This window comes from Cupriavidus sp. YAF13 (assembly GCF_052113425.1).
Lineage (GTDB): Bacteria > Pseudomonadota > Gammaproteobacteria > Burkholderiales > Burkholderiaceae > Cupriavidus.
The window spans coordinates 1-13,547 of record NZ_JBFRDD010000058.1; the positions used below are offsets into that span (position 1 = coordinate 1).

Here is a 13,547-nt window from a genome sequence, read left to right on the forward strand (position 1 = left end):
CGCGCGCGCTTCGTACCTGCTCCAACTGGCCGGCGGTGAGCTTGGTCACCGACTCCAGGAATCTCTTGAACTGGCGGGCGTTCATCGACTGCTCTCGTCATATCAACGACCAAAGTCTAGCAGCTATCCACGCTTAACCTGAACAGCGCCAATGAAACTCACCAGAACACGCTTCGCGTCACTGGCTGGCGCATTGGTTTATGGCTGCTTCGGCACGGCATTTGCGGCGGGCATGCAGGTGTCATCCGCATCGTTCGCGGACGGGGCGACGATCCCTGCGCTGCATGGCAACAATACGTCCGATTGCGGCGGCAAAGGCGTGTCGCCGCAGGTGTCGTGGTCGAATCTTCCCGCCGGCACCAGGTCCATGGCGGTGCTGCTACTGGATCCCGACGGCAATATGGGGCTAGGTAATTCGCATTGGGTTGCCTACAACATCGCCGCCGATCGCGGCCAGCTGAAGGAAGGCGAGGGCCAGACCAGTGGCCAAGGCGTCACCATTGGCAAGAGTGTCCGCGGCGAGCCGATTTATCGAGGACCTTGTCCGCCGGTTGGTGATGCGCCGCACCATTATGTGTTGACCGTCATCGCCACAGACCTTGCGCCAACCGCGCTGCCGCCCGGCCTGACCAGGGACGAACTGATGCAGGCGCTAAAGGGCCATGCGCTTGGCGGCCAAAGCGTCATTGGAAGATATGCGCGCTAAACGGTGGCGCAGCTTTTTGAGCGCACCTTTCATGAGCAAGAGGCTACGGGCATCGGGCCATCAGCAATAGCGCTTCACAATCACGCTCGGAAATACCCCGGCAATTGCCACAACAGCAATACACCATGACCCGCCACGCCGGCGCTGCGCGAGTGTTGCCCGCGCGGCGGCGGCCATCACAGGGCTGCAACCAGCACCGCTGCCAATAGCGCGCCAACGTGATGTCGAACATCACGCAATGATGCTTGGCGGGCTCGATCCTCTCGCTACGATTTCGTGCTGCTGCCGCAGGCAAGGCGCATCGTCGCCGCATGCGGCGAACTCGCCGTTGGCAACGCGCGCCGAAAAAATCCCTTGAGTTTCAAAACTACGACTCATAGAATCGGAGTTATGGGCCGGCGCGTCGCACAGCGTGCGAGGTCCGGCGGCTTGAACGCAAGCGTAAATTCAGAGGAGTTGCATGATGGCTAAACGTATCCTGATCGTTGGCGCCGGCTTCGCCGGCATGTGGAGTGCCCTGAGCGCGGCGCGCCTGATCGACCTGCACGGCCAGAAGGATGTGGAGATCGCACTGATCGCGCCCCAGCCGGAACTGCATGTGCGTCCGCGCTTCTATGAGGCAGGTGCTGCGCGGATGAGGGCGCCGCTGCACGACATCTTCAATGCGGTCGGCGTCAGGTTCATCCAGGGCACCGTCGAGCGCATCCATGCGAGCCGCAATGAAGTCGAGGTGGTTGGCGTCGATCAAGCGAGGTCAACGCTGTCCTATGACCGCCTCGTGCTCGCGACGGGCAGCCGCCTGTTCCGCCCGCAGATCCCGGGCCTGGACAAGCATGCATTCAGCGTGGACCAGATCGATGAGGCGGCCGAGCTGGAGGCGCATATCAAGCGCCTTGCCGATCATCCGGCATCCGCCGCGCGCAATACCATCGTGGTGGCCGGTGGCGGCTTCACCGGCATCGAGACCGCGGCCGAAATGCCGGCGCGCCTGCGCGAAGCGCTGGGCGAGGACGCCGAGGTGAACGTCATCGTGGTCGATCGCCATGACGAGGTGGCCGCCGAGCTCGGCGCCGGCCCGCGTCCCGTCATCACGCAAGCGCTTGAAGCGCTTGGCGTGACCTGGCGGCTAGGCGCGTCGGTGGCGTCGGTCGACGAGAACGGCCTGACCACGGCGGACGGCGAGCGCATCGATGCCAAGACGGTGATCTGGACGGCGGGCGTGCGCGCCAGCGCGCTCACGCAGCAGATCCCCGCGCAGCGCGATGCATTCGGTCGCCTGCATGTGGACAGCAACCTGCGCGTCAAGGGCGTGGATGCCGTGTTTGCCACCGGTGATGTCGCCTATGCCGCCACGGACGATGATGGCAACTATGCCGCGATGTCGTGCCAGCACGCGATGAACCTTGGCCGCTCGGCGGGGCACAACGTTGCCGCGGACCTGCTCGGCCTCGCACCGATCCCCTACCGCCAGCCGAGGTACGTCACCTGCCTGGACCTGGGTCCGTGGGGCGCGGTCTACACCGAGGGCTGGGAGCGCGAAGTGAAGCTCGTTGGCGCGGATGCCAAGGCGCTCAAGGGCCGGATCAACGCCGAGTGGATCTATCCGCCCAGCGCCGATCGCGCGCAGGCACTGGCCGCGGCCAATCCCGATCGTACCGTGGTCGCGTAATTTCCTTGCGATGACTGGCCAGAATCGCTGTCGCCCGGCCTAGTCCTTGTCTGCCGTATCGCGCTCGCCACGCCGGTGGGTGGCGCGGTCGGCAAGCCATCGCACTACGTGCGGGCCGAAGTTGGCTGGCGCCTTGACGAGGGTCCGCTCGGCGAGATCGGCAAGCGTGTGCTTGGCCAGTTCCTGCCGCATCGCCTTTTGTGCCGCCTGCATGACGGCATCGATGGAGCAGGTGCCACGGGTGGCCCAGGCGGGCGGCGATGCATCGAACAGCGCGCAGCGCTCGCGGATATCGCGGCAGTCGAACAGCGCCTTGTCGCCGTCGATAGCTTGCACGACATCCATGACCGTGATCTTTGCCGCCGGCCGCGCCAGCGTGAAGCCGCCGCGAATGCCTTCGGTGGCCACGACCAGGTTGGCCTTGGCCAGCTTGGTGAACAATTTTGCGAGGTATTCGGCAGGGACGCCTTGCAGCTCGGCCAGGTCGCGCACGCTGGCTTCCTTGACGCTTGCCGTCGGGTCGGCGAGGAACAGGAGGCAGTGCAGTCCGTATTCGACGCCCGTGCTGATGTGGGACATAGCTTAACTAAGATAGATTGAATCGTAGTTCAGCCTATACAGATTCAGCGCGAAGCGCAAGCGTCGGGAACGGCCAGCAGGCGCGGCCGCATGGCCGCGCAAGTAAGGCTGCGCGCAGGACTCAGGCGATCGTATCCACGACCCCGCCATCCACGCGCAACGCGGCGCCGGTGGTGGCCGAAGCTTGCGGGGAGCAGGCATAGACGATCATGTTGGCGACTTCTTCGACGCTGGCGGCACGCTGGATGATCGAGGTGGAACGGTGTGTCTTGACGAAGTCCGCTGCCACGGCTTCGGCGGATTGCCCTGAGCCTGCAATGGCATCCTTGAGCATGTCGGTGACGCCTTCCGACAGCGTGGGGCCTGGCAGCACCGCATTGACGGTCACGCCGGTACCGGCAAGCCGCTTGGCTAGCCCGCGCGAGACCGCGAGTTGCGCGGTCTTGGAAAAGCCGTAGTGGATCATGTCGGCGGGGATATTCAGTGCCGATTCCGACGAGACGAACACGATCCGTCCCCATTTACGCTCGGCCATGGACGGCGCATAGGCCCGCGACAGCCGCACGCCCGACATGACGTTGGTCTCGAAGAATCGGGTCCACTCGCTGTCGGGGGTCTCAAAGAAGTCCTGCGGCTGGAAGATGCCAAGGTTATTCACCAGCACATCCACCCGGGGATGCATCGCTACCAGGCGGGCGCAGACCTCGGGGGCGGCAAGGTCGCCGACGAAACCCGTCACGTCAGCGCCGGCAACAGCGGCGCGCAGCGCTTGCAGGGCCTTGTCCACCGTGGCCTCGCTGCGCCCGTTGACGATGACGCTGGCGCCCGCGCCGGCGAGCCCCTTGGCCGTTGCGAAGCCGATGCCGGCGGTGGATCCTGAAACAAGGGCGATCTTGCCCGTGAGATCAATCTTCATGGTCATTCCTTGGGAGGCCTGCCGAGAGCAGGCCGACTGACCTAGTGTATTGGCTCCGTGGATTTCGGCAAGGTCGTCCTTCAGGCGGCCACGCGCACCAGTTCCACCCTCCGGTTCTTGCCGCGGCCTTCCTCGCTGGCATTGTCGGCAATCGGCTTGCTGGCGCCAAAGCCCTCCGGATCGCCGGCCTGCCTGGGCGCGCTCTTTCGGTCCACGTACAATCGCTCCTTTTACTTGATCCCAAGGGTCCCACATGACCACTATCGGCACCCCTCTCTCGCCCGGCGCGACCAAAGTCATGCTGCTGGGCTCCGGCGAGCTCGGCAAGGAAGTCCTGATCGCGCTGCAACGGCTCGGCGTTGAAACGATTGCGGTGGATCGCTATGCCGATGCGCCTGGCCAGCAGGTGGCGCACCACGCGCGCACCATTTCCATGAGCGACCCGGACCAGCTCAAGGCGCTGATCGAAGCCGAGAAGCCGGACCTGGTGGTGCCGGAGATCGAGGCCATTGCCACGCAGATGCTGGAGACACTGGAAGCCGCCGGCGTGGTGCGCGTCATTCCCACGGCGCGCGCGGCGCGCCTGACCATGGACCGCGAAGGCATCCGCCGCCTGGCCGCGGAGACGCTCGGCGTGCCCACCAGCCCCTACAAGTTCTGCGACTCGCTGCAAGAGCTGCAGGCGGCCATCGATGGCGGCATCGGCTACCCGTGCGTGGTCAAGCCGGTAATGAGCAGCTCCGGCAAGGGCCAGAGCAAGATCGACGGCCCCGCCGACGTCAAGGCCGCATGGGACTACGCCATGGCCGGCGGCCGTGTCAGCCACGGCCGCGTGATCGTGGAAGGCTTCATCGACTTCGACTACGAAATCACGCTGCTGACGGTGCGCGCGATCGGCGCCGACGGCCAGGTGGAAACGCAGTTCTGCGAGCCGATCGGCCACGTGCAGGTCAGCGGGGATTACGTGGAAAGCTGGCAGCCGCATCCGATGCATCCGGCCGCGCTGCAAACATCCCAGCAGATTGCGCAGGCCGTCACCGCCAACCTGGGCGGACAGGGCCTGTTCGGCGTGGAGCTGTTCGTCAAGGGCGAGCAGGTCTGGTTCAGCGAGGTCAGCCCGCGTCCGCACGACACCGGCATGGTGACCATGATCACCCAGTGGCAGAACGAGTTCGAGCTGCACGCGCGCGCCATTCTCGGCCTGCCGGTCAGCACGGCGCTCAAAAGCCCGGGCGCCAGCGCGGTGATCTATGGTGGCGTGGATGCGCAAGGCGTGGTGTTCGACGGCGTGGACGAGGCGCTGCGCGTACCGCAGACCGAGCTGCGCCTGTTCGGCAAGCCGGAGAGCTTCACCAAGCGCCGCATGGGCGTGGCGCTGGCGTATGACGCCGATGTGGAAGCGGCCCGCGTGCGCGCCAAGGATGCAGCAGGACGTGTGAAGCCGCGCGTGGCAGGCTGAGCGTATCGCGCGAGGAGGGAGAGAGCCAGCGCGCGCGCTCTCTCTCGGTATCAGCCCTCCCAGTCCTCGACGCGCAGGCCAGCTACGCGTTGAAACTCGCGGGTGTTGTGGGTGACAAGTGTCAGGGCGCGGGCGCGGGCCTGGCCCGCAATCAGTACATCGTAAGGACCAATTGGCGTGCCGGCTGTGGCGAGCGCCGCTCGCAACTCACCGGCGTGGCGCGCATCTTCGCGGTCGAAGTCCAGCACCTCGAATTGCAACCCTTCGACCCGAGCGAGGTTTTCCGTGGCGCGTTGGCTTTTGAACGCGCCATAGAATAGCTCGTGCGCCACAATGGCCGGGATGCCGAAATCTTGCGGCTGGTGTTGCCGCAATCGTTTCAGAAAGCCTGCGTGACCTCTCAGGAGTGCAATGACGGCATTGCTGTCGAGCAGGAATTTCACTTAAAAAAATCCAGTTCTGGCCGGCTCTGCTCCGCGGGCTGCTCGCTTGCCGCCTGCGCGAAGTCTTCGTCCAGCGGGCCGACGATGGGATCCAGCCACGCCCAATCGCTGACAATAGGCTCCAGGATGACGGCGTTGCCATGGCGGCGAATGCGCACCTCGCTTGCCTCGAAACGGAAGTCTTTCGGCAAGCGTACGGCTTGTGATCGTCCAGACCAGAAGATTTTTGCGGTATCCATGCGCACTCCTGTTGAGTGAGATATACCAAAAGTATATGCCTACGGCCCAAGGCGTTCAATAGCGATTAGTGCCTTATGATGCTCAGGGATTGGCCGCTGCCAGCCAAACTCGTTCAAACACTGCAGTCCCCAATCACATCGTCACATCGTCACATCGTGACATCGCATGGAGCCATCCGTCATGACCCTGCATATCGGTATCGTTGCCTGCTCCGCCGAAGGCGCCGCGCTTTGCTACCGCACCATCTGTATGGAGGGGGCGCGGCTGCTCGGGCCGCATGCGCATCCCGAGATATCCATGCACACCCCGTCGCTTGCCGAGTACGTCAAGCACCTGGATCGCGGCGACTGGCAGGCCGTCGGTGAGTTGATGCTTACCTCCGCCGGGAAGCTCGCTGGCATGGGCGCGGATTTCCTGATCTGCCCCGACAACACCATTCACCAGGCGCTGCCGTACGTGGCGGCGCGTTCGCCGCGGCCCTGGCTGCATATTGCCGAGGTGGTGGCCGAGAGCGCGGCGGCGCGCGGTTTCACCCGCCTGGGCCTGACGGGAACGCGCTGGCTTGTCGACAGCGAGGTCTACCCCGAGAAGCTCGCCGCGCGCGGGCTCGGCTTTATGCGGCCTGACCCCGCCGAACGCGATGAAATCAACCGCATCATCATGGACGAACTGGTGGGCGGGATTGCCACCCCGGAAGCACTCACTTACTTCCAGCGGGTTATCGGGCGGATGAAGTCACAGGGTTGCGATGCTGTTGTGCTCGGCTGCACGGAAATCCCGCTGATCGTGAACGACGCGAACTCTGCGCTGCCGACGCTGGATTCCACGCGGCTGCTGGCGCAGGCGGCGTTGCGCAGGGCGGTGCAAGGCGCACATTGAGACCGGGCAAGCTGGCGGGTTCGCGCGTAGCATTGGCGACTACGCCGGCTACGCCGACTACGCCGCTACACCATCAGGAAGCCCAGCCATGACCAGCAAGCCCATCAAGATCCCGGGGCCCGATCATCCGATCGTCATCGAAGCGAACCCCGCGCGCGTCGTCGTGACGCTCGGCGGCGCCGTCATTGCCGACACCCGCAACGCGCTCACGCTGCACGAGGCATCCTACCCGGCGGTGCAGTACATTCCGCGCAAGGATGTCGATATGTCGCTGCTGGCGCGCACGGACCACGCCACCTACTGCCCGTACAAAGGCGAGTGCGCTTACTACAGCATCCCCGCGGGCGGTGAGCGATCGGTCAATGCGGTGTGGACTTACGAGGCGCCGTATGCCGCCGTCGAGGCCATCAAGGATCACGTGGCTTTCTACCCCAGCCGCGTCGATGCCATCGTGCAGCAGCAGGGCTAGCCGGTGAACGCCAGCGCGGAGCACTTAGCCGCGCGGCACGTCGTGGACGAACTGCCCGGCGCTTAGCGTGTTGACCTTGTCGCCCGAGATATCCATCAGGATGCGGCTGCGTTCCGGGGACATATACACAGTGATGTACTGGACCGGCCGCGACTCCGGGTCATGCAGCAGGCGCACCAGCTTGAGCAGCGGCGCGCCAACCTCCGTGCGCAGCCAGCCCGCATAGGCGGGGTCGGCCGCCTGGGCCGTGATTTCCTGCACCACGCGGCCAAACTTCACCCCCTGCGCCATCAGGATCTCGTAGAGCGCGTGCTTGCGCAGCGCCGCTGCCGACACGCGCTTGCCCAGCGCGGCGGGAACCCATGCATCCGTCAGCATCACCGGTGTGCCCTTGATGCTGCGCAGGCGCAGCGCGTGCACTGCTTGTTCGCCCGGGGCGAGTTGCAGCAGTTGGGCAATGTCCGCCGGCGGCACGGCCGTGGTCACCTCAAGGACCTCGACGTCCGTCTCCAGCGCAGCTTTGCGCAGGCCGTCGATCACGCTAAGGCTCGGGCTGCTGCGCCCCGCCGGCATGTCCGCCCGCACAAAGGTGCCAAGGCCATGGCGCCGCTCCACCAGCCCAAGCGCCGCCAGCTCGGATAGCGCCCGCCGCACCGTGATGCGCGAGACGCCAAAGCGCTCGCACAGTGCTTCTTCTTTCGGCAAAGCCCCCGTTTCCGCATAGACGCCGCGCGTGATTTCGTCGCGCAGCACGAGAAAGAGCTGCCGGTGCAGTGAGGTGCCGGGCATATGGCCCAGTGGTGTAGGGGAGTCGGTCGTGCGCGGCATGGGGTGGCGGCTGAGTGACGCAGGCAGCATAGCACAACGATTCTGAAGCAAATCCCCCTGTCGTGTTGGGCTCTATTCAGTTGTATTTATAATATAAACACATAAACTTTGGTGGCAAGAAAACCCCCGTTTTCGTTTTCGCCTGCCGCTGGCACAGCGTCTGGCGGCAACGCTGCCCGGCAGCGGGACATGACCGAACCCATCAGCCAGCGCGCCGCGCCGGCACCGCCTGGCGCGCTGGCAATTCATCTTTCATCAGCAGGCGCACCAGGACGGCGCTGAGCAGCGCAACCCCGGCGGCCACGCAAAGAATCCAGGCGAAGCCATCCGCGAAGGCGGTGCGCGCAAGCGGTTCCAGCACGCTGCGCAGCGGTGCTTGCACATCGGCCATCGCGCCGTGCAGGTCGCCGGCAACCACGCGCGGGATGATGTGTGCGGCCATGCCGGGCATCATCTCCGAGCTTTCTTCATGCGCGCGCAGCGCCGTGTCGAATATGGCCTGGGTACGGTAGGCGAGCAGGCCGCCGAGCAAGCCGAAGGACAGCACGATCGCGCTGAACCGCGTGGTGGTGCTGATGCCAGACGCCATGCCGGAGCGCTCGCGCGGAATGCAGGCCATGATGTTCTTCTGCGTATCGCCATTGAGCAGGCCCGCGCCGCTGCCGGTGACGGCAATGGCCAGCGCGAAAGGCAGGTAGGACATGGTGACAGCCGCCCACGCGCTCAGCAGGTTGCCGAGGCCGACCAGCACGAGCCCGAACACCAGCATCGACGGCGCATCCAGCCGCCCCGACAGCCGCACGCCGATGCGCGGAAAGATCAGCATGGTCAGCGCAAACGGCAGCATGGCGGCGCCTGAAGCGATCGCCGAGAACCCCAGGCCCGTCTGCAGATATAGCGGGATCAAGGTCATCATCACCTGGGCGCAGGCGGCATAGGCGGCCATGCCGAGCAACGCGCCGATCAGGCGCGGATTGCGGAACAGCGTGAGATCCACCATGGGCCGGCGCTGGATGCGCTCCACGCCGATAAACAGCGCGAAGAGCAAGGCGCCGCCGGCCAGCCGCATCACGGTGTGCGTGTCGCCCCAGCCAATGCGGTTGGCCTCGATCAGGGCCCAGATCATCAGGAACAGGCTGCCGCAAAAACATAGCCCACCCCACAGGTCGATGCGCGCCGCGCCCGTGTCGCGCGACTCCGCAATATGCCGCAGCACCATGGCACCCAGCAGGATGCCGACCGGCAGGTTCAGCAGGAACACCCAGCGCCATCCCAACGCCTGGCTGATGACGCCGCCAAGGCTCGGCGCGACCAGCATGGCCACACCCATGCACGCGCCCCAGAAGGCCCACGCCCGGGCACGCTCGCGTTCGTCGTGAAAGGCGTGCGCGATGGTCGCCAGCGCGGAGGTCAGCAGCATGGCAGCGCCCACGCCCTTGACGGCGCGCGCCAGGTTCAGCGCCAGGCTGCTCCCGGCCAGGCCGCAGCCCAGCGAGGCCAGCATGAAGACCGCCAGGCCGGTCAGCAGCATGAGCTTGCGGCCGAACTTGTCGGCCAGGCTGCCCGCGGGCAGCAGGCCGCCGGCAAAGGTCAGCATGTAGGCGCTGACCACCCACTCGATATCGGAGAACGTGGCATGCAGGTCGCTCGCGATGCGCGGCAGCGTGACAGCCACGATGTTGGTGTCGAGGACGATCAGCGCGCAGGCGCCCGAGGCGGTCAGCAGCGCGGCGCGCGAGTTCATGCCGCTCATGCCGTCTCCCCGTCAAACAGCCCTGCCGGCGATATTGCCTGAAATGAAATAAATCTGGATGTGCCGTGCCTGGCTGGCTGTGGGTGCCGATTCGTCTTGTGCCGCATGTCGTTGCTTCCTGTCGCATTCCTTGATTGGATGCGGGCTAGGATACGGCGGGCAGGGCCGCGCGTTGTTGCGCTGGCCGTGCTATTTTATTGCCTTGCAGCTAATAATCAGAAAGCACTTAGACGACCTAGACGACCTAGACGACCTAGAAGGTAAAACAGCAAACCGATGGAACTGCGCCACTTTCGCTACTTCATCGCGGTAGCCCAGGACTTGCACTTCACCCGCGCCGCCGCGCGGCTCGGCATTTCCACGCCGACGCTTACCCGCCAGATCCAGGAGATGGAAGCTAGCCTTGGCATTCGCCTGTTCGAGCGCAACCAGCGCTCGGTGGCGTTGACGCCGGCCGGCGAGGTGCTGCTGGCGGAGGCGCAAGCCGTGGTGGCGCAGTTCGAGGCCGCCCAACTGCGCGCCCAGCGCGAGGCGCGTGGCGAGACGGGCAAGATCCATGTGGGTTATGTCGCCTCGGCGGCCTACTCGGGCGTGCTCCAGCGGCAAGTCGCGGCATTCCGCAAGGCTTGCCCCGATGTGCAACTGCTGGTGCGCGAGGCGCCCATGGGCACGCTGCCCGAGCAGGTCAGGGATGGTCAGGTCGACATCGCCTATATCCGCTCCCCGATGAACCTGCCCGAGGGCGTGGACGCGCTGCCGCTGGCGCCGGAAGGCTTTATCCTCGCGCTGCACAGCGATTCATGGCTGTGCGGCCTGGCCGAGATCCAGCCCGCGCATCTCAAGGCGGAGACATTCATTCTTCCCGAACAGGTTTCGGGCACGCTGTCCACCGCCGAGCAGGGTGGCTTCGTGCCCAGGCTGGGCCCGCAGCCGGGCGGGCTGGTGGCGGTGCTGACACTGGTGTCGCTGGGCGAAGGCGTGGCGATTGTCCCGAACGCCGTGGCCGGCCATATCAGCCTGCCCAGCCTTGTCTACCGGGATATCGCGGGCCTGGAGGTGACGTCGTATCTGTCGCTGATGTCGCGCCAGTACGAGAAGGCCGCGACCATTCGACGCTATATCGAACTGGTGTCGCGGCCCGCGGTTACCTCAGGCCGAAAAAGCCGAGTACAAACAGGACAATGACCACCGCGCCTACCAACCAGACGATGCTGTTCATGACACGCTCCTTGCGCAGACTGTGGCCTGACAATCGCACACGTGGCGGGGCGTGTCTGTACGGTAGCGTGCAGCGGCGTCAGACCACCATCGGCGTGGTGGCGCCATCGACCGACAGGATGGCGCCCGAGATATAGCTGGCGCGGGGCGAGGCGAGGAACAGCACGGCATCCGCCACCTCTTCCGGCGTGGCCAGGCGGCCCAGGCCAGTGCGCGCGTTGGCGCGTGCCAATGCCTGCTCCACGGTCGTGCCGCCGATGCGCGCATCCACTTCCATGCCTTGCTGCAGGCGTTCGGTATGCGTGGCCGCCGGGTTGACGGCGTTCACGCGCACACCCTGCTTGCCATAGGCATTGGCCAGGCCGGCGCTGGCCAGCATCAGCGCCGCGTTGGCCGCGCCGCCCGCCAGGTGGGCGGGGTTGGCCAGCTTGCCGCCCATGCCCACGATATTGACGATGGCGCCGCGCCCCTGCTGCGCCATGCGCTTGACCACGGGGTCGATCACGTTGATGTAGCTGAAGTACTTGGCGGCCATGGCGTCCTGCCACAGCTGCGGGGTCAGCTCGTCCGGCGGGCGGCGCTTGGCCGCGCCGGCGGAGGTCACCAGGATGTCGATGGCGCCAAGCGCCGCCACGGCCTGCTCCACCGCGCGCGCGGCCTCGGCGATATCGGTCAGGTCGGCGGATAGCGTGACCACGTCCTTGGCGTATTCGCCTTCGCCTTCGGCCAGGCTGGCGCGGGCCGTGGCCAGGTTCTCGGCGCTGCGCGAAACGATGGCTACGCGCGCACCCTCGCGCAGGAAGCCGGCCGCGCAGGCCAGGCCAATGCCGCGGCTGCCGCCGGTGATGAGCACGCGTTGATTGCGAAGTTCGAGATCCATGGTGATGTGTCCTGGCTGGTCAGGGAGCGCACGGGCGTCGATCGATCAATCGATCAATGGGGCGGATCCGCGCGCGTGGCGGGGCGGCCGTCAGGCCGGTGAGACAACAGGGGTGCCATCTTAGCGCGGCTGCGCCAGCCTTGCTGGCGAGCGCTCAATCCCGGGACGTCGTGCCAGCGCGGCGCCAACGCACCTACGCCGGTGTCAGCGCTGCATGCACCGCGATGCCCTCGATCGGGTCGAGCACGCCGCGCCAGGGCGCGGCCGCGATGGCTTGCTTGCCGTGGACATAGCCGGCGTTCCAGCGCGCGTCGATGCCGGCGGCGCTGAAGTCGATGTCCTTGGTCAGGTCTTCGCCGTCGAACGACGGCGCATTGAGCTCGACCACGTGCATGGTGGTATGGCAGCCCCAGCCCAGCAACGTCTCGACCGCGGGCGTGCTGCGCTCCGCCTGGGGAATGTGCTTGCCGAGTTCGCGGATCACATGCCGCAGCCGGTGCAATTGCCTCTGGTGCTCCAGCTGGGTCTCGGCGCGGCTTGAGTACTGGATATCCCGCTGCCGTCCCATGGCTTGCCAGATGGTGTCGGGCTCCGGGCCTTGCAGCGGCCACAGCTGCACGGCGAAGATCACCGAGCTGCGGCGAGGGTGGTCGTCGAGCACGGCTTCGATCGGCGTGTTGGAGCAGATGCCACCGTCCCAAAACGCTTCGCCGTCGATCCGGATCGCCGGGAAGCCCGGCGGCAGCGCCGCGGATGCCAGCAGATGCTCCACGCTCAGCGCGGTGTCCCGGTTGGTGTAGTAGCACATCTTGCCGCTGCGGACATTGACCATGCCGACGGTGAGCCGCGTGTGTTTTTCGCTGAGGTAAGCGAAATCCACCAGCGAGAGCAGGGTCTCGCGCAGTGGCGAGACAGAATAGAAGCTGGCCCGCTCCACCCCTAGCGGCACGCGCGTGCCGAACCAGGCAGCCGGGTTTGGCGTGAAGAAGCCAGGGATGCCCTGGGTGAGGGTTGCAAGGTTCGACATCGTGCCGTCGCCGCCCGAGAGCAGGCGGGCTAGTTCGAGTGGCCCGTGGCGGCCCACCTGCTCCCAGAACTGCCGCAGGCGCGGCAAGCGATCCGCAGGCCGGTTGCCCGCCACGATCGAGCCGTTGATGGCGCCGATGGAGGTGCCGATGGCCCAGTCGGGCTCGACCCCGGCCTCGTGCAGCGCCTGGTAGACCCCCGCCTGGAAGGCGCCCAGCGCGCCCCCTCCCTGCAGGACGAACACCACTTGCTGATCGATGGGCCGACTGGCAGCGCCAGGTGCGTCGGTCGGGGCTGCGGCGGGTTGCGTCTTGCTATCCATGGTGTTCCGGCTCCCGGGTTGTCAGGGGGCGGCCGCATTTGCCGGTGTTCGCGGCATGAGCGGCCGCCGGACATGGACGGGATCGTCATCGAGCGCAATGATGACGGGCTTGTCCATCGGCCCCTTGCCGCCTGGTGTGCATCGGCGGCCCCGCAGGCAG

Annotated in this window: 15 protein-coding genes; 6 read left to right on the forward strand and 9 right to left on the reverse strand. The window is 65.9% G+C overall.

Going from position 1 to position 13,547, the window contains the following annotated elements; translation table 11 throughout:
• Positions 1–151 precede the first annotated feature (151 nt).
• Positions 152–706: a YbhB/YbcL family Raf kinase inhibitor-like protein gene (locus AB4061_RS33070; RefSeq protein WP_441640400.1), complete on the forward strand. Its 555-nt coding sequence runs from the start codon at positions 152–154 to the stop codon at positions 704–706.
• Between the two features lie 463 nt (positions 707–1,169).
• Complete coding sequence (locus tag AB4061_RS33075) at positions 1,170–2,375, forward strand: NAD(P)/FAD-dependent oxidoreductase (protein WP_441640444.1); 1,206 nt, start codon at positions 1,170–1,172, stop codon at positions 2,373–2,375.
• Between the two features lie 39 nt (positions 2,376–2,414).
• Here the strand turns inward: AB4061_RS33075 and AB4061_RS33080 are convergent, their stop codons facing one another.
• The 3 genes from AB4061_RS33080 to AB4061_RS33090 all read right to left on the reverse strand — a co-directional run bounded on the left by AB4061_RS33080 (position 2,415) and on the right by AB4061_RS33090 (position 4,085).
• Complete coding sequence (locus AB4061_RS33080) at positions 2,415–2,954, reverse strand: RrF2 family transcriptional regulator (protein ID WP_441640401.1); 540 nt, start codon at positions 2,952–2,954, stop codon at positions 2,415–2,417.
• A gap of 121 nt (positions 2,955–3,075) precedes the next feature.
• Positions 3,076–3,870, reverse strand: coding sequence for an SDR family NAD(P)-dependent oxidoreductase (locus tag AB4061_RS33085; protein WP_441640402.1), 795 nt, complete (start codon positions 3,868–3,870; stop codon positions 3,076–3,078).
• Positions 3,871–3,950: 80 nt separating this feature from the next.
• Positions 3,951–4,085: a hypothetical protein gene (locus AB4061_RS33090; RefSeq protein ID WP_441640403.1), complete on the reverse strand. Its 135-nt coding sequence runs from the start codon at positions 4,083–4,085 to the stop codon at positions 3,951–3,953.
• A 38-nt stretch (positions 4,086–4,123) separates the two neighbouring features.
• Here AB4061_RS33090 and purT point away from each other — a divergent pair, with 38 nt between their 5' ends.
• Positions 4,124–5,329 (forward strand): formate-dependent phosphoribosylglycinamide formyltransferase, encoded by a 1,206-nt coding sequence (purT, locus tag AB4061_RS33095; RefSeq protein WP_441640404.1) that lies wholly within the window; start codon positions 4,124–4,126, stop codon positions 5,327–5,329.
• A 50-nt stretch (positions 5,330–5,379) separates the two neighbouring features.
• Here purT and AB4061_RS33100 read toward each other — a convergent pair whose 3' ends face one another.
• On the reverse strand, positions 5,380–5,772 hold the full coding sequence (locus tag AB4061_RS33100; RefSeq protein ID WP_441640405.1) for a type II toxin-antitoxin system VapC family toxin: 393 nt from the start codon (positions 5,770–5,772) through the stop codon (positions 5,380–5,382).
• Positions 5,769–6,011: an antitoxin gene (locus AB4061_RS33105; RefSeq protein WP_441640406.1), complete on the reverse strand. Its 243-nt coding sequence runs from the start codon at positions 6,009–6,011 to the stop codon at positions 5,769–5,771. Before AB4061_RS33105 ends, AB4061_RS33100 begins: the two co-directional genes overlap by 4 nt.
• 181 nt (positions 6,012–6,192) lie before the next feature.
• Between AB4061_RS33105 and AB4061_RS33110 the strand changes: the two genes are divergently transcribed.
• Together AB4061_RS33110 and AB4061_RS33115 are read left to right on the forward strand one after the other, a co-directional pair.
• Positions 6,193–6,891, forward strand: coding sequence for an aspartate/glutamate racemase family protein (locus tag AB4061_RS33110; protein WP_441640407.1), 699 nt, complete (start codon positions 6,193–6,195; stop codon positions 6,889–6,891).
• Positions 6,892–6,979: 88 nt separating this feature from the next.
• On the forward strand, positions 6,980–7,360 hold the full coding sequence (locus tag AB4061_RS33115) for a DUF427 domain-containing protein (RefSeq protein WP_441640408.1): 381 nt from the start codon (positions 6,980–6,982) through the stop codon (positions 7,358–7,360).
• 24 nt (positions 7,361–7,384) lie between these two features.
• On the opposite strand, the gene AB4061_RS33120 is transcribed toward AB4061_RS33115, so the two are convergent.
• Together AB4061_RS33120 and AB4061_RS33125 are read right to left on the reverse strand one after the other, a co-directional pair.
• A complete protein-coding gene (locus tag AB4061_RS33120; RefSeq protein WP_441640409.1) occupies positions 7,385–8,188 on the reverse strand; it encodes a GntR family transcriptional regulator in 804 nt (267 codons plus the stop codon).
• A 202-nt stretch (positions 8,189–8,390) separates the two neighbouring features.
• Positions 8,391–9,941, reverse strand: coding sequence for an MFS transporter (locus AB4061_RS33125; protein ID WP_441640410.1), 1,551 nt, complete (start codon positions 9,939–9,941; stop codon positions 8,391–8,393).
• Positions 9,942–10,217: 276 nt separating this feature from the next.
• Between AB4061_RS33125 and AB4061_RS33130 the strand changes: the two genes are divergently transcribed.
• On the forward strand, positions 10,218–11,126 hold the full coding sequence (locus AB4061_RS33130; protein ID WP_253932335.1) for a LysR family transcriptional regulator: 909 nt from the start codon (positions 10,218–10,220) through the stop codon (positions 11,124–11,126).
• 112 nt (positions 11,127–11,238) lie between these two features.
• Here AB4061_RS33130 and AB4061_RS33135 read toward each other — a convergent pair whose 3' ends face one another.
• Both AB4061_RS33135 and AB4061_RS33140 read right to left on the reverse strand, forming a co-directional pair.
• Complete coding sequence (locus AB4061_RS33135; protein ID WP_441640411.1) at positions 11,239–12,039, reverse strand: SDR family oxidoreductase; 801 nt, start codon at positions 12,037–12,039, stop codon at positions 11,239–11,241.
• A 193-nt stretch (positions 12,040–12,232) separates the two neighbouring features.
• The gene (locus AB4061_RS33140; RefSeq protein WP_441640412.1) at positions 12,233–13,387 is read right to left on the reverse strand and encodes a patatin-like phospholipase family protein; all 1,155 of its coding nucleotides are present in this window, start codon (positions 13,385–13,387) and stop codon (positions 12,233–12,235) included.
• Positions 13,388–13,547: the final 160 nt, after the last annotated feature.